This is a genomic window from Affinirhizobium straminoryzae (assembly GCF_007004135.1).
Lineage (GTDB): Bacteria > Pseudomonadota > Alphaproteobacteria > Rhizobiales > Rhizobiaceae > Neorhizobium > Neorhizobium straminoryzae.
Genome location: NZ_VJMG01000030.1, coordinates 14,139 through 34,591, shown reverse-complemented (window position 1 = coordinate 34,591; position 20,453 = coordinate 14,139). Strand labels below are relative to the sequence as shown.

Genomic DNA, 20,453 nt, shown 5'->3' with positions numbered 1-20,453 from the left:
GTGAACCGCAAGGAACATAGTGTTTGGGCGCTTCACCAATAAAACGAACAGTGACGGGCGGGGGCCATGGCCGGCAAGACAGTGACCAGAGCAGACTTGGCGGAATCCGTGTTTCGCAAGGTCGGCCTTTCCCGCACCGAATCTGCCGAACTCGTCGAGACGGTGATCGATGAGATCTGCAACGCCATCGTGCGCGGCGAAATCGTGAAGCTGTCGTCCTTCGCCACCTTCCAGGTGCGCGCCAAGAACGAACGCATCGGCCGCAATCCCAAGACGGGCGAGGAAGTGCCGATTTCACCGCGCCGCGTCATGACGTTCAAGGCCTCCAACGTGCTGAAGCAGCGCATCCTCAAGGCGCATCTCGCCCGCAAGGCCAAGCTGAAGCCGGTCAATCCGCCCGGTTGAGCGTGATTTTCACGCATTCGTCTGTTTATCATTTCTTGAAACGCTTGAATTCGACGCCGTAAGCCGTTGAAATGCGGTTTATCAATCGAAATGCCGTTGCGTGAGTCGGCGCTTTGCCGGCGGTGGAGATGAGAACGTGGACAAGAGCCCGGACGCCTTTCGCACGATCAGCGAAGTTGCCGACGATCTGGACCTGCCCCAGCACGTGCTCCGCTTCTGGGAGACCCGTTTTCCGCAGATCAAGCCGATGAAGCGCGGCGGTGGCCGCCGCTACTATCGCCCGGAAGACGTCGATCTTCTGAAGGGCATCCGTCACCTGCTTTACGATCACGGCTATACCATCAAGGGCGTGCAAAAGCTGTTGCGCACCAATGGCAACAAGTTCGTGGCCGCCATTGCCTCTGGCGACATGGCGACAATGGAGGCCATCATGGCCGCCAACAACGACCGGGTGGTGGAACCGAAGGTGGTGAGCCCCGACGACGACCAGATCGTCGGCCGGCCGAAGGCAAAGCCCAGCGGCCGCTTCTTCGGCTTCGGCGGTGGCAGCGAGGATGATTCGCTGGAAGTGTCGATCGGCAAGAGTTCCATCGGCAAGGAAGACCGCGCCCTCCTGCAGGAGGCTCTCTTCGATCTTCTGGAATGCAAGCGCCTGCTGGACCAGGTGCGCTGACGGCCGCCGTTTTGCTGCGGGAAGGGCCGGCGGTGTCGCCCGTTCCTGCCTGCGATCTCGCCAAGGACGTTTTCCGTGCAGCCTCCCTGTACCGCGACATTGCCTGTTTCTGAGGATACGGCCCACCAGCGCTGCCAGATTCTCTTCCGCAGTGTCCGGTTTCGCACTGGCTCCGAATCGGGATCGGACTGCGTGTCTTCTGGGGGATGAGGGAAGATGATGTCTCGGGAGTACGGTCCCGTGCGATCTCATGCGCCTGTCACGGCGGAGGAGACCTTTGGCCGGTTGAAAGCAATCCGGCAATCCGGCAGGAGGTTTCAAGCCATTTAGCTGCACAGTGAAACTCACCGCTGACCGCGACACATCAACGGGCAATAGTGCGGCACAGGCTGTTGAAGAAAAGCGAACCGCCATCTGGGGGATGGGAAGGTTCCGGGAAGAAATGGTCGGGGCGACTGGACTTGAACCAGCGACCCCTTGACCCCCAGTCAAGTGCGCTACCGGGCTGCGCTACGCCCCGACCTGCTTCCTTGGAAGCACGCCCTCCTTACTGACTTGCCGCGCAGGGTGCAAGACCTAATTCGGGCGTGAGGGAGAATTGCCTAGCGAAAAATCGGCGTACGGGTTGCGTTCATCAGCAGTTCCTGCTCCGAGGCAAAGGGCCCCAGCAGCTTCAGAAGCCGGTTCTCTTCCCGAGAATCCAGACGGTAGCGCCGTGCGAACTCGCTGACGTTCCAGACCTTGCGCAGGCCTTGCCTCTCGGTGACTTTTTGATCGACATGCTCGGTCATGATGCACCCTCTCGTTCTCTTTTTATGCGCTGCAGTTTTCTGCTATTCCCCGCATGATTGTATATCGCGAAAGGTTAATATTCGCAAACGTTCTCGCATTGAGGCAGGTCAATTCTGTTCCACTTTGACGCCATTGCTGGAAATGCTCATCTCCACGCCCTTCGGCTTGGTTTCCTCGTGCACGACATAGGCGCCCAGTCCGGCGACGACCACGACGAGCGCGCCGATGATCAGGTAAAGACTGTTGCTGCGGGCCATTTTCCAAAACTCCTTGATCGAGAACCCGCGTTCGAGCGGGCGCCGATCAACGACCCAGTCGTGGTTTTGTTCCAGGCAAATCGCGAGGGCGCACGAACCTGATGGCGTCGCGCCCGGCGCGGCGCGCCGCCTGCTTGTGTCGGGCGCAAAAGACGGCATAATTCGAGCAGTCGTCAGTTTTCGCGAGGTTCTCACGGTGACACTTCCCCTCTGGTTCGAGGTGGTCCTGGCCTGCATCTACATGCTGGTGGCGCTCGTCTTCCTGGGGCAGGCGATTCTCGATCGGCTGGCCTCGGGCGAGCGGTGGACAGGGCTGCGGGTCATTGGCCTTGTCCTGTGTCTGGTGTGGCCGCTGACGCTTTTCGGCGTGATGGTCTGGGCCGCACTTGGCCGTTTTCGCCACCGGCACGAGGATGCGTCCGTGGCGATCGCGCCGATGCGCCTCAACCGTCGTTGGCGGAGCTGAGATGTTCCGGACGCAGTCCCTCATCCGCCGGTGCCTGGCGCAAGCGGACGCCGGGGCCAGCCCCCGGATTATCCTCGCCTGCCGCCACAAACACGATGCCGTGGCCTTCCAGCGTTGCCTTCAGCCGCGCCAGATCGATGCCCGGCATTTCTCCGCGCTCCAGCGCTTCGATATCTTGAGATGAAAGACCGGACGCCCGGGCAAGGTCCTTGGCGGAAAGTCCAAGCATGGCGCGTGCGGCGCGGATTTGTTCGATGCTGATCATGCCTGATGAAATGGGCCTGCGCCGGCCGCGGTCAAGAGGGCTCTGTCGTCGCCGGAGCGGGAGCGGTTCGGTCGCGCTGATGGCGCTGCTCCAGCGCAAAGCAGCCCCAGACGATGCCGAACAGCAGATAGACATGGCGCCAGTGGTCGATGTCGATGACATTGCCGATCAGCGCATGCCCGGCAATCAGGATCCAGGCGATCATCAGATAGGGTTGCCAGGGCCGCTCCCGGAGCAGTGATCGAAAGCCGATGATCAGCGTGGACCAGATCAAGGTCACGTAGCAGACGAATCCCAGCCAGCCATAGGTGGTGAGCGATTTCAGCCAGATATTGTGCTCGTCCTCGCCGAACATCTTTCCAAGCACCATGGGGCCGAGCCCGAGCGGCCGCTCCATCGCCATCAGGAAGCCGATCTTGTGCCGCTCGAAGCGGCCGAGGCGCGCCCCGTCATAGGATTGCACCAGCTTGGCGCGATTGAGGAACAGCTCGTCCACCTTCTTTGATTGCAGTACGCCGCCGATCGCCACGATCAGCAGCACCATGGCGGCAAGCGAGAGCGAGAAGATCTTCAGCCGGAAGGCGGCGGTGCGCTCCTTCAGCAGCATCACCGCCACCAGCATCAGCGTGGCAAACAGGTAAAGCCCCCAGGCGGCGCGGGAGAAGGAGAGGAAGATGCCGAGCGTCAGCACCAGCAGGCCGGCGATGTAAAGCGGTGCGCGGGCAAGCGAGCCGGAGAGAAGCCTGTACATCAGGTAGAGCGCCGGCGCCACGAGATAGGGCCCGAACACATTGGGATCCTGGAAGGCACCCTTGGCGCGGTCGTAGAGCGTAAAGATCTCGGCCCCCGCAAAGGCATGGAAATAGCCGAGAATACCGAGAATCGCCGTGATGAGAGCCCCGGCCACCCAGGCACGGAAGATCAGCAGCAGGCGTTGGTGGCCATCCTCGATGATGGCGGCATAGAAGACGGCGCTGAGGGCGAGGAAGGTGGAGACCGCCATATACATCGGCCCCTCGGAGATATCCGCCATCACCGTCAGGGACAGGATGCCGCCGACATTGAAGAGCAGCAGCAGGATGAGGAGCGGTGCCACCGGCCGCGAGATCTTCAGCCCCAGCAGGAACCAGAGCGCGATCTGCACCGCCATCATCAGCTCGTAAGGGGCGGGTTCCGAGATGACGAAGCCGGACAGGAAGACGCCGAAGGCCACCATGCCGGAACCGACCAGCCTCAGCGCCGCCCGTTGCGGGTGAAACGGCGGGGCAGGGCTGTCGGCCAGCGCGCTCAATAGGCATTCTCCGTGTTGAGCAGGCGGATCGGCGTGAGGAACAGGATCTTCAGGTCGAACAGCAGCGACCAGTTTTCGATGTAATCGAGGTCGTAGGCGGTGCGGGCGCGGATCTTCTCGTCGCTGTCCAGCTCGCCGCGCAGGCCGTTGATCTGCGCCCAGCCGGTCACCCCTGGCTTGACCCGGTGGCGGGCGAAGTAGCTCTCGACGACGTCCACATATTTGCGTTCGCCGGTCTGGGCATGCACCGCATGCGGGCGCGGGCCGACGAGGGAAAGCTCGCCGCGCAGCACGTTGAACAGCTGCGGCAGCTCGTCCAGCGAGGATTTGCGCAGGAAGCGGCCGACCGGGGTGACGCGCGGATCGTTCTTCGTCACCGCCTTGCGCGCGGTCGGATCGGCAAGCTCCGTGTACATGGAGCGAAATTTCAGGACGTTGATCACCTCGTTGTTGAAGCCGTGGCGCTTCTGCATGAAGAAGACCGGCCCTTTCGAGGTGGCCTTCACCGCAACGGCCGCCGCCAGCATCACCGGCCAGGCAACGAGCAGAGCGGCCACGGCAAAGGCGATGTCGAAGATGCGCTTGGCAACCGAATCCCAGTCGCGGATCGGCTTGTCGAACAGGTCGAGCATCGGCACGCTGCCGACATGCGAATAGGTGCGCGGGCGAAAGCGCAGGCGGCTGGCATGGGCGGCAAGCCGGATGTCGACCGGCAGCACCCAGAGCTTGCGCACCAGCTGCAGGATGCGTTCCTCGGCGGTGGCGGGCAGCGCGATGATCAGCATGTCGATGCGGGCGAGGCGGGCAAATTCCACCAGTTCATCGAAGGTGCCGAGTTTCGGATAGCCGGCGACCACATCGGGCGAGCGCTCGCTGCCGCGGTCGTCGAACAGGCCGCAGATGCGGATGTCGTTGTCCTCCTGCTGTTCCAGCGCGCGCACCAGATCCTTCGCCGGCTGGCCACCGCCGACGATGACGGCGCGCCGTTCCATGATTCCATTGCGCGACCAGTGACGGATGCCGAAGGCAAGAGCCTGTCGCAGCGCCAGCAGCAGGAGTGTGCCGACGAGATACCAGAGCGCCAGCATGGCCACAGACGACATCGGCCGGTCGATCGCGACGCTGCCCGCCATCTGCACGGCAAAGCCAATCGTCCAGGCCGTCATCACGCGACGCCACATGCGGTTCGGCGCCCGGAGCGACGGGATCTGATAGGCATCGGCGAGCTGCAGCAGCAAAACCGCCACCGCAGCCGCGCATGCGCTCACCAGAAGCGGAGCGAGAAGATCGGTGGCCTCTGCGATGCCTGCGGGCAGGGTGGCGACAAGACCGACACCAAGGATCAGGAGAAACTCGGCCAGCCGGATCTGTCCCGCCAGCATGGCGGGACTGCGGTTTGTGTCACGGAACTGCTCGGCAATCTGGCGGGCGAAGGGATTCAGTTCGACGGGCTTGTGGCCGCCTGCGGCCGGGGCTGCATCGGGCGCGATGGCAGTCACCTTCTGGCGCAGGGCCTCCACGTTGAACTCGTCCTGCCGCGCCGGTTCGTTCATCGTCGTGATCCCGCCTGCCTTACCCTTAAGTCCTCAGCATGCGCTTCAGGCGGCAGGAGCCGCGTGATGCGCGCTTGAAGCCGCAGCAATAGCAGCAAAGGTGCTAAGAAAGCTTTGAGTGGCGATTGTCGATCAGTGGGGGCTAATCAGCTCGCGGTAGAGCCCGAGCATTTGTCCCGCCATGGCGGAGACGGAGAAGGTGGCCCGGAATGCCTCCGGCAGCGGCATCACGCGCGCTTGCCAGTCGGGATCGATGAGAACGTCGGTCATGCGGCGGGCGAGGTCGCGGGCATCGCCTGGCGTTGCAAGTGCAGCACTGTCGACACCCAACACTTCGGGAATGCCGCCCACGCGGCTGGCAATCACCGGCTTTTCGGCGGCCAGCGCTTCAAGCACGATGTAGGGCATGGCCTCGGCGCGGGAGGGAACGACGACCGTGCGGGCCAGCGAAAAGGCAGTCCGCGCCGGCATGGCGTCCTCCACCCGGATGCGCCGGCCAAGTCCGGCCTCGACGATCATCTCCCGGTAGCGCTGCTGGTCCGGCCCGTCGCCCACCATCACGGCCGAGAGCGGGCGGCCAACGGCGCGTTCGGTCTCGGCAAAGGCCTCGATGAAAACATCCGGCCCCTTCAGGTCGCGCATCATGCCGATATAGAGAAAATCGGCCCCTTGCGGGGCCGTCGTCACGGGAGAAAATTCACTGTCGGTGATGCCGTTGTAGATCACCCGGGCCGGCGCGCGAGGCTTGCCCACCTTCGCCTCATAGGTTCGCTGCTCATAATCGCACACGAAGACGAGGCTGTCGGTGAAGCGCTCCTGCAGGCGTTCCAGACGCAGCACCACCTGACCGGCCGGGCGCGACCGGTCATAGTGCAGGCTGCCGCCATGCGGAGAATAGAGGCGGGCTACGCAATACCTGTTCACCCGCAGCACTGAGCCGATGAGCCGTGCCACGACGCCACCCTTGGCGCCGTGTCCGTGCAGAACATCCGGCCGCAAACTTTTGATATGTCGATAACTTCTGTAGAGCGCCGCCAGATCGGAGGGAGCGATCGAGCGACGGATGGGAAGGCGCGTCAGGCCCAGCGCAAGCCGGGGCGCGATCGCCTCGAAGAGTTTCTCCTCATGCGTGCCCCCGGTGGAGCTGTCGCAGAGAATGCCGACCTGATGGCCAGCCGCCGCATGCTCCTCCACCAGATCGCGCACATGGCGGAAAATTCCGCCGACGGGCGACCGAAAGCAATGGATGATCCGCAGCGGACGTGCCGTCATGGTCTCAGAACAGCCGTTCGCGCACGTAGATGGTGTCGCCGGCCAGAATCGGGCTCGAAATGCTTGTGCGGCCCGTCAGGACGTCTCCATTGATCTTGCGTGTGATGTCGATATCGCGCTGGTTGCCGCGCGGGGTAAAACCGCCGGCAATCGCGATCGCGTTCTGTGCCGTCATGCCCGGCACGTAGGAATACTGTCCGGGACGGCCGACTTCGCCCATCACGAAGACGGGGCGATAGCGGTCGACCTCGATCGTCACGTCCGGGTTGCGCAGATAGCCCTGCTTCAGCTTCGTGGCAATGGCGCCCTCAAGGCCGGCAAGGGTCTGACCGCGCGCCGGCACCTGACCGATCAGCGGGAAGGAGATGTAGCCCGCCTGATCGACCGTATAGGTGTTCGACAGGCTCGGCTGTTCGAAGACGGCGACGCGCAGACGGTCGCCGCTGTCGAGACGGTAGGGCTGGATGGTTGCCTGGGCGAAGGCCTTCGGTGCCGGGCTGTAGCTGGTGCAGCCGGCAAGCGCGGCCGAGAGGCAGGCTGCTGCAACTAGCGACAGGGCAGATCTTTTTCGTGCGAACCACATTTCGCGCGAGGCTCCGGCTTCGGTGAGGCGATTGACCCTGTTATCGGCTGTTATGGTTAATGGCGGGTAAAGAGGTTTCAACTTTTCCGCGTCCGGTTGTGCGCGAAAGCGACAGGAGCCCGCGCCGCGGCGTGCCATTAACGCCGGGGTTACCGCGATCCCCTAGAGTTTGGAATAACTTGGAAGCGGAGTTGTTCATGGCGGGCGTCAGCGGCAATCAGGATGCGGATATCGATCTCGGCCAGCTGTTTTCCGCTGTCTGGGAAAAGCGGCGGCGCATTCTTCTCACCACGGCGCTGGCGGCCGTGGCGGCCTTTGCCGTCTCGAGCCTGATGTCGCCCTATTACAAGGCCGAAAGCCGGCTGGTCATCGAGGCGCGCGGGGCAGGCCTTGCCGGTGATGGTGCCCAGGGTGCCAATGACGGCCTGCTCGATGCCTCCAACGTGGCAAGCCAGGCGCAGATCCTGCAATCGGCCGATCTTATCCGCGCCATTGCCCGCGAGATGAATCTCGGTGCCCGCAAGGAGTTCGATCCGGATGCCTACGCGCTGCTGCCGGACCCGCTTGTGCTTGTCGGTCTGAAGCCTGATCCGCTCGATCTTCCGGCAGAGGACCGCATCCTCAAGACCTTTCGCGAGCGGCTGCAGGTCTATCCCGTCGAAGGCTCGCGCGTGATCGCCATCGAATTCAGCTCGAAGGATCCGAAGCTTGCTGCGGCCATCCCCAACCGGCTGGCGGCGGCCTATCTCGCGTTGCAGAGCGATGCCAAGCGCGATACGCATTCGGATGCCACACGTTGGCTTCAGCCGGAGATCGAGACGCTGCGGGCGCGCGTCGAGGCGGCCGAGAAGAAGGTGGCCGATTATCGCGCCGCGCACGGCCTCTTTCAGTCCGGTGACAATACCAGTTTCACCACGAAGCAGCTCGCGGACATGTCGGCTGAACTGGCGAAGGTGCGCAGCGATCGTGCCTCGGCGGAAGCACGCGCCGGAAATGTTCGCGCCGCACTCGCCGCCGGACGCGGCACCGATACGTTGAGCGATGTGGTCGGCTCGGCCATGATCCAGCGTCTGAAGGAAAGCGAGGCTGGATTGCGCAGCCAGATCGCCGATGCCTCGACCACGCTGATGGAAGGGCATCCGCGCCTGAAGGCACTGCGCGCGCAGCTTGCCGGCATCGGCCAGCAGATCGAGGCGGAAACGCGCAAGATCCTCGCCAGCCTCGAAGGCGAGGCGACGGTGGCGCGGCTGCGCGAGCAGCAGCTGATGCAGCAGCTCGGCAGCCTCCAGGCCGAATCCTCCCGCAGCGACGAGGGGGAGGTGGGCCTGCGCGCGCTGGAGCGCGAGGCGGCGGCCGAGCGCCAGCTGCTGGAAACCTATCTCGCCCGATATCGCGAGGCGGCCTCGCGGATCGATGTTCAGTCGACACCCGCCGATGCCCGCATCGTCTCCACCGCGATCGAGCCGCCGGAGCCCTATTTCCCCAAGGTGATCCCGATCACCATCGTTGCAGCGCTCGCGGCCTTCGTGGTGCAGGTGATCGTGCTCATTCTGATGGCGCTGTTTTCCGGACGGGCGCTGCGCCCGGCCGGTGGCGAGATCGATGTCTCATCGGTGCCCCGGTCGAACCCCGTATCTGCCGCTCCGCCAGAGGAGATGACGCCCGTTGCCGCGGTTCTCCCCGAGACACAGACCCCCGGTCCGGTCATCGAAACGCCCCGTCTCGGACCGTCATTGACGCCACAGCCGGAGAGCGTGCGGACCACTGCGCAGCCGTTAGATGACGCCAACGCCATCATCCCGTCGCTCGAGACGCCACCCGGGGCCACGCCACCACCGCCTGATGAGGCTGCCTTCGAAGCCCCGGCGGTATCCGCTCCAGTGCCTCCGGTGCCGTCGGCGGCGGTTCCGGCGCTCGGCATCGAGGCGGTCAGGGATTACCTTTTGCGACGGCGCGATGCGCTGGTCATCTCGGTTTCGCCGCAGGGAGATGCGGGATCGGCCGCCGCCGTCATGCTGGCGCGGGCGCTCGCCGCGCGCCGCCGCTCGGTCGTGCTGGTGGATCTGACCGGCTCGGCCTGCCCGACCGGCCTGATGGCAGGCGATGCGCGCCTTGCCGGCATCACCGACCTTCTGTGCGGCGAAGCAGCCTTCGGCGATACGATCCATCCGGACCGGCTCTCGGAGGCGCATGTGATTCCGCAGGGCACGGCCGATGCGGCGGAAGCCATGCGGGCTGCGGATCGGTTGACCATGATCATCGATGCGCTGACGGGCGCCTATGAAATCGTGCTGGTGGAATGTGGACCGGCGGATGTGCGGGCGCTGGAGCGGCTTATGCGCGGCAGCCATGCCGAGCTGATTCTCTCCCTGTCCGGGGCCTCGGAGGATGTCATTGCCGAGACCGTCGCCCGGTTCGCCGCGGCCGGCTATCCGGATGCGCTTGTGATGACCGGTGGCACCCATCTGACCGGCACGCCGCACGGGCGTCATGCCGCCTGAAGGCTCCTGAAGCCTCCTGAGTGCGCTATTCGGTCAGGGTCGGCACCAGCCGTCCAGCCCGCACACGCTGCGCCAGATGATAGAGGAAGCGGTTGCGCTTGAGGTGTGTCTTCATGGCGACCAGAGCGCTGTGCAGGCCTGCCGCCAGCTTACCTTTCGGGGTCAGCGGAAGGAGGATGTCGTGCAGCACGGTTTCCACCGGGCACCAGCTTCGCTTGTATGGTTGGTCGCCGACGCCGAAGTCAAACAGGAGGGCTCCCTCGCGACAGGCCTTTTCGATCATCAGCCAGAACAGAAGCTCGCCGGGGCTCGCCTCCGGCAGGCGTGATTCGTCGATCGAGCCGAACTGGCAGATCACGTGGTCACCCTTGCGGGACAGCCCGGCAATTGCGGCAATGGGTTTGCCCGGCTGACCGCTGAGGCGGACGGCATGCAGCGTCAGCGGATGGTCATCTCCCTTCGGTGGCAGATCCAGCAGTGCATGCAGGAAGTTGCGCACTGACGGGCTGGCGAAGGAGTCCGGCAGGCCGTGGGCGTCGAAGCGGACCTTCTTCTGCCGGAAGAATTCCTCCAGCAGCGCATGACGCTCGATGCTGGTGCGCGGCATGTAATGCTCGAATCCGCCGGCTTCTTCCAGCCGGCGCGTCTGTGTCCGGAATTTCTTGCGCCGGCGTTTGGCGTTTACCTGTGCGAGCGTGGCCGCCATGTCGCCCTTCAGCGGCAGCTGGAAGGAATGGTTCTGGTGGGCCACGCGGGTGAGGGCCGCGAAGGGATGGGGGCGACCACGCCAGACCAGCGGCACGGCCTCCAGCACCACGAGATCCACCTCCTCGCCCAGGTGTTTGGCGAGATCGCGAACGAGGGCCTGCTGCGCCCGGGCCGACAGGGCGAGATCATCGGCAAACAGGCCGCTGTTGATGTTGTTATAGCGATGCGCGAGGAAAACGGCGCTGGTGATGCCGCAGCGACGATGGATCTCGAGCGGCAGGATCATTGCGATCCGTCCCTCGATGCGGCCAACCACCAGCGTCAGCGGAGCGCGGTGCGCCGCGACCCAGGCCTTGCACCAGTCGAGACCCTGATGCAGCGAATTGCGCGGCAGTGCTTCCAGGCGCCGCCACTCGGCCTCGATCTCCGTGATGTCGCGGACGATCGACAGGGTCATCGGACTCGTCCTGTCGCGTATCGTGATCTGCAGCGCGGGCCTGCCGCGCCCCGCCGTCTCCATCGATCCCAGCAATCCGTCCTGCACGCTCAACCCCTGCCACTGCATCGTTGCACGGCAAGGCTAGCAGCTGGAGCGAAAGGCGACCTTTACCTCCTGCAAAACGCAGGGAGGATTTGGCCGTCACGGTTAAGTGACGATGAAGGCGGGAGCTTTGCCGGGTCAGCGCTGGCGCGGTCCGGCCATCCATTTGATGATCAGCATGGCGGGCAGAACCCACAGCACGCCGGTCAGCGCGAAATAGGCAAGATGCACCCACCACGGAGATTGCGACAGCGCAAGCGTGGCGAATGTGGTCGCAAGCAGGGCATAGAGCATCACGAGAATGACGATCAGCACGGTGCCGATGAGTTTCTTCAACCGAACTGGCATTGTCTCTCTCCCCGCCCGTGCCGACCTGCGACGTCCCCAACCTGCCGCGACGGCATGCCGCAAAGCCTCTCCCCTTGTTTTGCACGGGGGCATCAGGCAAATCAACGGCAGATGGACATTGTTGACGAATGTCAGGAGAACGCCATGGCGACCTTGGATATCACGCAGACCGGCAGAGCCGAGGCCGTGCACCGGCTTGAACGAAACCGCCTGCTGTTGCGGCGCTGGCTGCAGGTCGTCATCATCACGCTTTTTTGTCTGGTGCTGGTGGGCGGCGCCACGCGGCTGACCGATTCGGGCCTGTCCATCACCGAGTGGAAGCCGATCCACGGGGTCATCCCGCCGCTGTCGGTTGCGGAATGGGAGGAAGAGTTCCAGCTCTACCAGCGCATCCCGCAATATACTCAGCTGAACCAGGGCATGACGCTCGATGCGTTCAAGACGATCTTCTGGTGGGAGTGGGCGCACCGCCTGCTGGCGCGCACCATCGGCCTCGTCTTCGGCCTGCCGCTTCTGGTGTTCTGGCTGAGCGGCCGGGTGGAAAGGCGCCTGCGGCTGCCGCTGGTCGGATTGCTGGCGCTCGGCGGCTTCCAGGGTTTCGTCGGCTGGTGGATGGTCTCTTCCGGACTTTCCGTGCGCACGGATGTGTCGCAGTACCGCCTCGCCACCCATCTGACGATCGCCTGCCTGATCTTTTCCGCCTGCGTGTGGATCATGCGCGGGCTGACACCGCAGCGCGTCGATGCCCCGCCGACCGCGCATTCGCATCTTGCCGCGGGCGGTCTCGCTTTTCTCGCGTTGTTCCAGATCTATCTCGGCGCGCTGGTGGCGGGTCTCGATGCCGGCTTTTCCTACAACACCTGGCCGCTGATGGATGGATCGCTGATCCCCGGCGATCTCTTTCTGCGCCAGCCCTGGTGGATCAACCTCTTCGAAAACCCGAAGACGGTGCAGTTCGTCCACCGCTGCGGCGCCTATCTGCTGCTGACGCTGACCTTCGTCCACATGATCGTCTCGATCGCCAGAACGCCCGGCAGCACGCATGCCAAGGGTGCCATGGCGCTGTTCGGGCTGGTCTGCCTGCAGGCCTGCATCGGCATCGCCACGCTGCTTCTGCATGTGCCGATCGAGCTTGGCCTGCTGCATCAGGGCGGCGGTCTGGTGGTTCTGGCCTATGCCATCACCCATTGGCGGGGCTTCTACGGCGAATTCCGCCGCAGCCCGGCCGCCGCCTGATCCTTCAGCCGAAGCGGAAGGCGGAATAGGGCTTGCCGAGGAAGGTGGTCCGCAGGATCCGCGTGCCGCGGTCTGCGCCGGCTGCCCCCGCTGCCACGAACAGCGGTACCAGATGGTCATGGTCCGGCACATGGCAGGCGCGGGCATCCGGATTGTCCGGCCAGAGGGCAAGCTTTTGGGCACGCGCATCCGGGTCCGGCGTCTCCACCGCCTCGGTCAGCCAGTCATCGAAGCGGATGGCTTCGGCCACGTGGTCGGGCTCGGCGCTGCGGAACTTGCGCATGTTGTGATAGCTCATGCCGGATGCGATGATCAGCACATCCTCGTCGCGCAAGGGTTCCAGCGCCTTCCCGATCGCCACATGGCTTTCCACGTCGAGCGTGTTCTTCAGCGAGATCATGGTGATCGGCACATCCGCCTGGGGATAGATCAGCATGAAGGGAATGAACACGCCGTGGTCGAAGCCGCGGGCGGGATCTTCCGCCGAGTCGATGCCGGCGTTCGACAGCAGCTGGCGGGCGCGGGCGGCAAGCTCCAGCGAGTTTGGCGCCGGATATGACAGTTCATAGGTGTGCGGCGGGAAATTGTAGTAATCGAACAGCATCGGCGGCTGTGCGGCCGTGCTCAGCGTCGGCAGCGGTTCCGTCTCCCAGTGTCCGGACACGACCAGCACCGCCTTGGGACGGCGGCCGATCTCGGCGTCCAGCCCGCGCAGGAAATCGCCCAGTTCGTCCCAGGGGCCCTTGCCCTCGTCGTTCTTCGGAAAGTCCATGAAGGGCCAGGGGCCGCCGCCATGGGGAATGAAATATACGGGAAAACGCGTCTGCTGCATGGAAGGTGATCTCCGATCCTGAGGCGACCATAGCGGGGATCGGCTGTTCACACTACAACACAAATTTCAAACAGATTGTTGCCCGATCAGTGAACGAACGAAACCGGCAACGGCAAGCCGCTCCCGGATGTTTTCCGTCGCGTTCGGGTTGTCCGGCTCATTCAGCGACCAGGCGGTCGAGAGCATGGCATGCGCACCGGCATAGCGCAGCACCGTTCGCGGATCGCAGCCCGGCACAGGTGCGAAGGTTTCGGCGAGCCGCACCACGCGGGCCGGTTCGAACAGATGCGCGCCACCGGGATTGCCGAAGATATTGGCCACCTCATAGGCGGGATCGCCGATCAGGCCCTGCGGGTCGATGACGCGCCAGGTGCCGTCTATGCCCCTCATGACATTGTCGTGGTGCAGGTCGCCGTGCAGCGGGATCTGTCGCGTCTGGTGGTCGATGAGGTCGCGTGCGTGCCGGGCCGCCCAGACCGCCATCTCCCGGTGCGGGCCGTCCTTTTCAGCAAGCCGGAACAGGCTGCGGAAATGCCGCTCCAGCGGGATCAGGTCCGGAGGTGGAGGCCGGTCGGAGGGCGCATGCAGCAGCGGCAGAAGCTCGCAGAGGACCGGCGTTGCGGCCTCATCGCCCTCCGCCTTGTGCAGGTCGGCGAGGCTTTGCGTGCCGGCATCGTCCAGCAGGCAGGCGTCGTCCGACTGCTCCAGCAGACGCACGCAACCCAGCCCGTTGCGCCACGCGAGATAGGCAAAGCCGGCCCTCTCGCGAAGCCCCTCGGGCTTCAACTGCTTGAGGATGGCGCCGCTGCCATCGGCGCGCCGCACGCGGTAGAGGCGGCTGGAATGGGTATCGGCGATCAGGCGCGGCGCGTTCAGAGACCAGCCCCGCAAGAGGTCGGACCGCAGCAGCGGATCGACGGACGGGGAGCCTTCGTCCATGCTCACGCGTCCATCGGCGGCAGATGGCAGACGGCTTCGATATTGTGACCGTCGGGATCGAGCACGAAGGCGGCGTAGTAGTGGGGATGGTAATGCTCCCGCACGCCCGGTGCGCCGTTATCCGTGGCGCCCGCCGCCATGGCCGCGGCATGGAAGGCATCGACTGCGGCGCGGCTGTCGGCCACGAAAGCCACATGCAGGCTGCCTCGGGTACGACCGCCGCTGCCGATCCAGAAGGAGGGCTTGCCGTTGCGGCCATAGCCTGCGCCCTCATAGGTGCCGCCGGTTTCCTCCGCCGTCACCGCCATCACACAGGCCGCGCCGAGCCTCGGCATCACGGCGTCGTAGAAGGCGCGAGAGCGGGCAAGATCGGCCACCGACAGTCCGATGTGGTCCAGCATCCTGCCCCTCCCGTCTTGCGTGATGTCTCAGGCCGAGAGCATCAGGTCCATGTTCTGTACCGCAGCACCCGAGGCGCCCTTGCCAAGGTTGTCGAGCAGGGCGACGAGGTTGACATGCGCGCCGCCCGGCGTGCCGAACACGAAGAGCTTCATCGTGTCCTGCCCTGCCAGTTCCTCGGCATCGATCCGCGCCAGCGCGCTGCTGTCGGCAAGCGGCACGACGGTGACAATGTCCTGGCCCTGGTAATGGGCCACGAGGGCGGCATGCACGCTCTCCAGCGTCGCGCCATCCTTGAGGTCCTCGAGGAACAGCGGCACCTGCACGATCATGCCCTGCGCGAAACGTCCCACGGAGGGCGAGAAGAGGGGGGCACGGTCGAGCAGGCCATGCACCTTCATCTCCGGCACGTGCTTGTGCTTCAGCGTCAGGCCGTAGAGGAAGTTGTTGGCGCTGATCGCATCCTCGCGGCTCTGGTCCTCCATCTGGGCGATCATCTGCTTGCCGCCGCCCGTATAACCGGAAACGGCGTTGACCGTGACGGGGTAGCCATCCGGCAGCAGGCCGGCGGCCCGCAGCGGACGGATGAGGCCGATCGCGCCGGTCGGGTAGCAGCCGGGATTGGCAACACAGCGCGCCGAGCGGATCCTGTCCGCCTGCGCCGCGTCCATCTCGGCAAAGCCATAGGCCCAGTCCTCGGCGACCCGGTAGGCGGTCGAGGTGTCGATGATGCGCACCCGGTTGTTGCCCGAGAGCATGGACACCGCCTCGCGGGAAGCATCGTCCGGCAGGCAGAGAATGGCGATGTCCGCGCTGTTCAGCAGGTCCTCGCGCATCGCGGCATTGCGGCGCTCCGCTTCCGGGATCGACAGGAGCTGCACATCGCGGCGGCCGGCCATGCGGGTGCGGATCTGCAGGCCCGTGGTTCCGTGTTCGCCGTCGATGAAGATTTTCGCGCTCATGTCTTTATCCAGAAAATCAGGGGTTTAACCGGGGTTGCGGACTCAGTTTATCCGCGACTTGATTCAGTTTGTTAAAGGCCCGCCGCAAGACGCTCGGCCCTGAGGCCAAGCATATACATGGCGACCGTTGCACCGGCAATGGCGGTGATGTCGGCATGGTCGTAGGCCGGCGCCACCTCTACCACGTCAGAGCCGCGGATATCGAGAGCACCCAGCTTGCGCAGCACCGACAGGATCTTTGCCGAGGAGGGACCGCCCGCCACCGGCGTGCCGGTTCCCGGCGCAAAGGCCGGGTCCAGGCAGTCGATGTCGAAGGTGAGGTAGCAGGGAGCGTCGCCGACATGCGCGACGATCGCGTCGGCGATTGCCTGCGCGCTCATGTCCTCCACGGCGTAGCCGTGCAGGATGCGGATGCCGAAATCCTCCGGCGCCTGCGTGCGGATGCCGATCTGGATCGAGCGGGCCGCATCGATCACGCCCTCGCGCACCGCACGGCAGACAAAGGAGCCGTGGTCGATGCGCTCGCCATCGTCGTCCCATGTGTCCTGATGCGCATCGAAATGCACGAGCGCCAGAGGTCCGTGCTTCGCGGCATGCGCCTTCAGCAGCGGCCAGGTCACGAAATGGTCGCCGCCCAGCCCCAGCAGATAGGCGCCGGTTTCCAGAATCTCGGCGGCCTGCCGTTCGATCCGCTCCGGCGTTTCGCGGTGGTTGCCATAGTCCAGCAGCACGTCGCCGTAATCGGCCACCGCCATGGCCTCGAACAGGTCGCGGGCGAAGGGATATTGCGGATCGTTGTCGAAGATGGCGGAGGCGCGGCGGATCGCCTGAGGCCCGAAACGCGCGCCGGGGCGGTTGGAGACGGCGGCATCGAAGGGAATGCCCAGCACCACCGCATCCGCCCCCTCGATCACCTTGGTGAAGGGGCGGCGCATGAAGGACAGCGCGCCGGCATAGGTCGGATCGGTGGCGGCGCCCCGCAGGCTTCTGGCGGTGAAGGCGTTGTCGATGGATTTCGAGGCCATGGCTCAGGTGCTTTCGAATGCGTTCTCGTCTGTGGCTGCGGCAGTCTCCGGCCGGTCGAAACCATAGGCCCGGTGGATGACACCGATCCGCACCGCATAGTGCCGATACCAGTCCCGCCGTCCCCGCCGCTGGGCGGCGAGATGATCCACCACCTGCTTCCAGGCCCGGATGCTTTCCTCGTCACGCCAATAGGAATTGGTGATGCCGAAGCCAGCCTCGTCGCGTGCGCTTTCGGCGCCGAGAAAGCCCGGCTGCTGCCCGGCCAGCGCCAGCATGGCATCGGCCATGGCGCCATAGCCGTTATCGCCGTCGGTTCGCTGGGAGGCGAAGGTGACGACATGGTAGGGCGGGGCGGGCAGGGTGGCAAATGATGGAAGGCTCATGGGCGATGTCCGGTGGTCTGGTGGCCGACATGATGCCGAAACGCCGTTGATGAACAAGTTCCAAATGCTGATGGATGGCGCGCTGCGGGGTGTTTGCAGACGCCGTGGCGGGCCTGACCCGCAACGAAAAAGGCGGAGCCGAAGCCCCGCCTTTTCCAATTCCGGAAACCGGTTCCCGGTGCGCGATCAGCGCTTGGAGAACTGGTAGGAACGACGGGCCTTGGCCTTGCCGTACTTCTTGCGCTCGACCACGCGGCTGTCGCGTGTCAGGAAGCCGCCCTTCTTCAGAACGGAGCGCAGGCCCGGTTCGAAGTAGGTCAGCGCCTTGGAGATGCCGTGACGAACGGCACCGGCCTGGCCGGACAGGCCGCCGCCGGCAACCGTGGCAACGATGTCGAACTGGCCGTTACGGGCAGATGCGACGATCGGCTGCTGCAGGATCATCTGCAGGACCGGACGGGCGAAATAGGCCGAATAGTCCTTGCCGTTGACGATGATCTTGCCCGAGCCAGCCTTGACCCAGACGCGGGCGACTGCGTTCTTGCGCTTGCCGGTGGCGTAGGAGCGGCCGAGCGAGTCAACCTTGCGCTCGTGAACCGGAGCGGAAGCCTGGGCGACCGTGCCGAGGTCCTTGAGGGAAGAAAGGTCAGCCATGATCAGGCGCTCCGTGTGTTCTTGTTGGACAGCTTGGCCACGTCGAGGGCGACCGGCTGCTGAGCTTCGTGCGGGTGGTTGGTGCCGGCGTAGACGCGCAGGTTCTTCATCTGGCGACGGCCGAGCGGGCCGCGCGGAATCATGCGCTCGACGGCCTTCTCGAGAACGCGCTCCGGGAAGCGGCCTTCGATGATGGCGCGTGCGGTGCGCTCCTTGATGCCGCCCGGATAACCGGTGTGCCAGTAGTACTTCTTGTCGGAGTACTTCTTGCCGGTGAAGACCACCTTGTCGGCATTGATGACGATGACGTTGTCGCCGTCGTCAACGTGGGGGGTGTAGGTGGCCTTGTGCTTGCCGCGCAGACGGTTTGCGATGATCGTGGCGAGACGGCCGACGACGAGACCTTCGGCGTCGATCAGGATCCACTTCTTCTCCACCTCGGCGGGCTTCTGTACGAAGGTAGACATATGTGCTCTCTTCTTGGTGATCCCGAAACGAGGAAATCCTCGGCAACGGGCGTTTCTTGTTGCTTGGTTTGGCCTGTTGCGGCCGGGGATGCCGGGCGCGCATACGGCTCCCGTCATCCTGGCGCGGCTTATACGGATGTGCTGAAATCCGGTCAAGATCGACCGGACCGACGCCTTGGAAAATAGGCGAGCAAAAACAATGACTTGATAATGTGGTTTCATGTTACCACAAAATAATCGTCGTCGAGGCTGCCTTTTCTGCCGCGGGCAGGGTGTCAATCGAGCCCGAAGCAGCCGGGTTCGAGAAAATTGCGGCAGTCTTCCGGCTCCGGCCGGCGCTCGCAATGGCGCACCGGGCAATTTTGCCGGTCGGCGGTCGGAACCGTCGAGGCCTTGGCGAATTCATCGAAGGAACACTGCCGGCCGGACGCCACGTAGCGGTCGTAGAGCGGAATGCCCTTGCGGCCGCTGTAGCGCAGGATGACGGCCCCTTCCCGTGCGATCTTCGCCTGCACGTCGGCACAGGCCATCTGCGTGGACGTGTAGCGGGAAACCGCCAGCACCGGCGTGGCAAGCGTCAGCATGGGCAGCAGGAGGGCAAGGGTTGCAGCGTGTATGGCTCGCATCTTAAATGTCCTGTTAAGGATCCCGGAAGGGAACTAGCGCAGACTATCGTCAGGCCAAGGGCCGGAGGAGGACGACGCGATGAATCACGATCGATACGAAGACGGTTACGTTGCCGACATCCTGAAGACGGTCAAAACCGTCGCGGTGGTGGGCGCCTCGCCCAATCCGTCGCGGCCAAGCCACGGCGTCATGGGGTTCCTGCTGTCGAAGGGTTATCACGTCATTCCGGTCAATCCGGGACAGGCGGGCAAGACCATTCTGGGCCGCACCGTCTATGGCCGGCTCGCCGATATCCCCGAACCGGTGGACATGGTCGATGTGTTCCGCGCTTCCGAGTATGTGGATGCCGTGATCGATGAGGCGCTGGCGCTTGATCCGTCGCCGAAGGTGATCTGGACCCAGCTTGGCGTGCGCGACGATGCGGCGGCGGGCAGGGCCGAAGCAGCCGGTCTGAAGGTCGTGCAGGATCGCTGCCCGGCCATCGAATATCCGCGGCTCATCGGGCGGCGGTAAATCGCCTCTGCGGGTCCGGCAATCCGCGCCGGACGCCCGGGGGCTGCGGCTTTACGGGTCTCTCCCTGCATGCGGTCAAGAAAAAGGGGCGGCGCGCGTTGCCACCCCAGTCTGCCTTTTCGTTTCTTCTCGCTTATTCGCGCAGCAGCGGCGGCTCCGCCCGCATCACGTTGAGGGCCTGCGCATTGGCACAGTATTCGCCGAAGGTCACCGCGGCGCTGCCGTCTTCCAGTTCGTGGCGGCAGCGGCCCTTGTGGCCGCAGGTGGCACAGGTCACCTGCATGTCGCGGAACAGTTCCGGCAGGTGGGTCTGCAGATCGACCGGATCGATGTGCAGGGCCTTCAGCATCCTTTCCATTTCATCGGCGCCATGCGGGCCGGCGCGGACCACGTCCAGCAGCTGGTCGATGGCGATGTTGCAGTCTTGCGCCAGCTTGCGGCGGCTTTCCGCATCGAGATTGATCAGGGAGCGCTCCTCCTCGTGGCGGATGCGCAGGTCGGAATACCAGTCAACGAGCTGCTTGCGGACCCGCTGCCCGAGATGGGAGGTGGCGTCGTTCATGGTCATGGCAGTGCTCCAGGGCGTGATGTGTTCGTCCTGACAATGGCACTCTGCGGGCCAACGGCCTTGATCCTGGTCAAAATCTCTTTTGCGCCCGTCGTTTCTCCAAGGCTGTGTCTTGCGGACAAAAAAATCCACGCCGCGAACGGATCGCCGGACCGGTCCGCTGGCGCTGGCGGATTCGGCCGCTATAGTTCG

General features: G+C 64.4%; 25 protein-coding genes and 1 tRNA gene. 6 read left to right on the top strand and 20 right to left on the bottom strand.

What is annotated here, in order from left to right; translation table 11 throughout:
- The first annotated feature begins 66 nt into the window (after positions 1 to 66).
- Together FNA46_RS12335 and FNA46_RS12330 are read left to right on the top strand one after the other, a co-directional pair.
- Entirely contained in the window at positions 67 to 405 is a 339-nt protein-coding gene (locus FNA46_RS12335; protein WP_143125505.1) for an integration host factor subunit alpha, read from the top strand.
- Positions 406 to 541: 136 nt separating this feature from the next.
- Positions 542 to 1,078 carry a MerR family transcriptional regulator gene (locus FNA46_RS12330; protein WP_143125504.1) on the top strand — a complete coding sequence of 179 codons (537 nt, stop codon included), beginning with the start codon at positions 542 to 544 and terminating at the stop codon, positions 1,076 to 1,078.
- Positions 1,079 to 1,521: 443 nt separating this feature from the next.
- Here FNA46_RS12330 and FNA46_RS12325 read toward each other — a convergent pair.
- The 3 genes from FNA46_RS12325 to FNA46_RS26040 all read right to left on the bottom strand — a co-directional run bounded on the left by FNA46_RS12325 (position 1,522) and on the right by FNA46_RS26040 (position 2,127).
- Positions 1,522 to 1,598 (bottom strand) — tRNA-Pro (locus FNA46_RS12325).
- Positions 1,599 to 1,680: 82 nt separating this feature from the next.
- On the bottom strand, positions 1,681 to 1,869 hold the full coding sequence (locus FNA46_RS12320) for a hypothetical protein (RefSeq protein ID WP_143125503.1): 189 nt from the start codon (positions 1,867 to 1,869) through the stop codon (positions 1,681 to 1,683).
- A 108-nt stretch (positions 1,870 to 1,977) separates the two neighbouring features.
- The gene (locus FNA46_RS26040; protein WP_185969833.1) at positions 1,978 to 2,127 is read right to left on the bottom strand and encodes a hypothetical protein; all 150 of its coding nucleotides are present in this window, start codon (positions 2,125 to 2,127) and stop codon (positions 1,978 to 1,980) included.
- Positions 2,128 to 2,323: 196 nt separating this feature from the next.
- On the opposite strand from FNA46_RS26040, the gene FNA46_RS12315 reads away from it, so the two are divergent.
- A complete protein-coding gene (locus FNA46_RS12315) occupies positions 2,324 to 2,593 on the top strand; it encodes a hypothetical protein (RefSeq protein ID WP_143125502.1) in 270 nt (89 codons plus the stop codon).
- Here the strand turns inward: FNA46_RS12315 and FNA46_RS12310 are convergent.
- The 5 genes from FNA46_RS12310 to FNA46_RS12290 form a co-directional block, all read right to left on the bottom strand.
- Entirely contained in the window at positions 2,571 to 2,858 is a 288-nt protein-coding gene (locus tag FNA46_RS12310; RefSeq protein ID WP_143125501.1) for a helix-turn-helix domain-containing protein, read from the bottom strand. The two genes, FNA46_RS12315 and FNA46_RS12310, sit on opposite strands and share 23 nt — an antisense overlap.
- Before the next feature lie 31 nt (positions 2,859 to 2,889).
- Complete coding sequence (locus FNA46_RS12305) at positions 2,890 to 4,149, bottom strand: O-antigen ligase family protein (RefSeq protein WP_143125500.1); 1,260 nt, start codon at positions 4,147 to 4,149, stop codon at positions 2,890 to 2,892.
- On the bottom strand, positions 4,146 to 5,702 hold the full coding sequence (locus FNA46_RS12300; RefSeq protein ID WP_143125499.1) for an undecaprenyl-phosphate glucose phosphotransferase: 1,557 nt from the start codon (positions 5,700 to 5,702) through the stop codon (positions 4,146 to 4,148). The genes FNA46_RS12305 and FNA46_RS12300 overlap by 4 nt, the downstream gene beginning before the upstream one ends.
- A gap of 132 nt (positions 5,703 to 5,834) precedes the next feature.
- The gene (locus FNA46_RS12295; RefSeq protein WP_143125498.1) at positions 5,835 to 6,974 is read right to left on the bottom strand and encodes a glycosyltransferase family 4 protein; all 1,140 of its coding nucleotides are present in this window, start codon (positions 6,972 to 6,974) and stop codon (positions 5,835 to 5,837) included.
- A gap of 4 nt (positions 6,975 to 6,978) precedes the next feature.
- Positions 6,979 to 7,557, bottom strand: a complete 579-nt coding sequence (locus tag FNA46_RS12290) for a polysaccharide biosynthesis/export family protein (RefSeq protein ID WP_143125497.1) — start codon at positions 7,555 to 7,557, stop codon at positions 6,979 to 6,981.
- A gap of 197 nt (positions 7,558 to 7,754) precedes the next feature.
- Between FNA46_RS12290 and FNA46_RS12285 the strand changes: the two genes are divergently transcribed.
- The gene (locus FNA46_RS12285; protein ID WP_143125496.1) at positions 7,755 to 10,058 is read left to right on the top strand and encodes a GumC family protein; all 2,304 of its coding nucleotides are present in this window, start codon (positions 7,755 to 7,757) and stop codon (positions 10,056 to 10,058) included.
- 25 nt (positions 10,059 to 10,083) lie between these two features.
- On the opposite strand, the gene FNA46_RS12280 is transcribed toward FNA46_RS12285, so the two are convergent.
- Positions 10,084 to 11,223 (bottom strand): GNAT family N-acetyltransferase, encoded by a 1,140-nt coding sequence (locus FNA46_RS12280; RefSeq protein ID WP_143125495.1) that lies wholly within the window; start codon positions 11,221 to 11,223, stop codon positions 10,084 to 10,086.
- A gap of 222 nt (positions 11,224 to 11,445) precedes the next feature.
- Positions 11,446 to 11,655, bottom strand: coding sequence for a DUF2842 domain-containing protein (locus tag FNA46_RS12275; protein ID WP_143125494.1), 210 nt, complete (start codon positions 11,653 to 11,655; stop codon positions 11,446 to 11,448).
- A 144-nt stretch (positions 11,656 to 11,799) separates the two neighbouring features.
- On the opposite strand from FNA46_RS12275, the gene FNA46_RS12270 reads away from it, so the two are divergent.
- Positions 11,800 to 12,891 carry a COX15/CtaA family protein gene (locus FNA46_RS12270; protein ID WP_143125493.1) on the top strand — a complete coding sequence of 364 codons (1,092 nt, stop codon included), beginning with the start codon at positions 11,800 to 11,802 and terminating at the stop codon, positions 12,889 to 12,891.
- A gap of 4 nt (positions 12,892 to 12,895) precedes the next feature.
- Here the strand turns inward: FNA46_RS12270 and FNA46_RS12265 are convergent, their stop codons facing one another.
- The 9 genes from FNA46_RS12265 to FNA46_RS12225 form a co-directional block, all read right to left on the bottom strand.
- Positions 12,896 to 13,723, bottom strand: a complete 828-nt coding sequence (locus tag FNA46_RS12265; RefSeq protein ID WP_143125492.1) for a DODA-type extradiol aromatic ring-opening family dioxygenase — start codon at positions 13,721 to 13,723, stop codon at positions 12,896 to 12,898.
- A gap of 66 nt (positions 13,724 to 13,789) precedes the next feature.
- Positions 13,790 to 14,662, bottom strand: coding sequence for an aminoglycoside phosphotransferase family protein (locus FNA46_RS12260; RefSeq protein WP_143125491.1), 873 nt, complete (start codon positions 14,660 to 14,662; stop codon positions 13,790 to 13,792).
- A gap of 2 nt (positions 14,663 to 14,664) precedes the next feature.
- The gene (locus FNA46_RS12255) at positions 14,665 to 15,063 is read right to left on the bottom strand and encodes a VOC family protein (protein ID WP_143125490.1); all 399 of its coding nucleotides are present in this window, start codon (positions 15,061 to 15,063) and stop codon (positions 14,665 to 14,667) included.
- 27 nt (positions 15,064 to 15,090) lie between these two features.
- Positions 15,091 to 16,023 (bottom strand): N-acetyl-gamma-glutamyl-phosphate reductase, encoded by a 933-nt coding sequence (argC, locus tag FNA46_RS12250; RefSeq protein WP_143125489.1) that lies wholly within the window; start codon positions 16,021 to 16,023, stop codon positions 15,091 to 15,093.
- A gap of 71 nt (positions 16,024 to 16,094) precedes the next feature.
- Entirely contained in the window at positions 16,095 to 17,048 is a 954-nt protein-coding gene (speB, locus tag FNA46_RS12245) for an agmatinase (RefSeq protein WP_143125488.1), read from the bottom strand.
- 3 nt (positions 17,049 to 17,051) lie between these two features.
- Positions 17,052 to 17,432: an antibiotic biosynthesis monooxygenase family protein gene (locus tag FNA46_RS12240; protein WP_143125487.1), complete on the bottom strand. Its 381-nt coding sequence runs from the start codon at positions 17,430 to 17,432 to the stop codon at positions 17,052 to 17,054.
- Between the two features lie 186 nt (positions 17,433 to 17,618).
- A complete protein-coding gene (gene rpsI, locus FNA46_RS12235; protein ID WP_143125486.1) occupies positions 17,619 to 18,086 on the bottom strand; it encodes a 30S ribosomal protein S9 in 468 nt (155 codons plus the stop codon).
- Positions 18,087 to 18,088: 2 nt separating this feature from the next.
- On the bottom strand, positions 18,089 to 18,553 hold the full coding sequence (rplM, locus tag FNA46_RS12230) for a 50S ribosomal protein L13 (RefSeq protein ID WP_143125485.1): 465 nt from the start codon (positions 18,551 to 18,553) through the stop codon (positions 18,089 to 18,091).
- Positions 18,554 to 18,828: 275 nt separating this feature from the next.
- A complete protein-coding gene (locus FNA46_RS12225; protein WP_246103048.1) occupies positions 18,829 to 19,179 on the bottom strand; it encodes a hypothetical protein in 351 nt (116 codons plus the stop codon).
- A gap of 79 nt (positions 19,180 to 19,258) precedes the next feature.
- Here FNA46_RS12225 and FNA46_RS12220 point away from each other — a divergent pair, with 79 nt between their 5' ends.
- Positions 19,259 to 19,693 (top strand): CoA-binding protein, encoded by a 435-nt coding sequence (locus FNA46_RS12220; protein WP_143125484.1) that lies wholly within the window; start codon positions 19,259 to 19,261, stop codon positions 19,691 to 19,693.
- 133 nt (positions 19,694 to 19,826) lie between these two features.
- On the opposite strand, the gene FNA46_RS12215 is transcribed toward FNA46_RS12220, so the two are convergent.
- Positions 19,827 to 20,261 carry a DUF6455 family protein gene (locus tag FNA46_RS12215; protein ID WP_143125483.1) on the bottom strand — a complete coding sequence of 145 codons (435 nt, stop codon included), beginning with the start codon at positions 20,259 to 20,261 and terminating at the stop codon, positions 19,827 to 19,829.
- Positions 20,262 to 20,453: the final 192 nt, after the last annotated feature.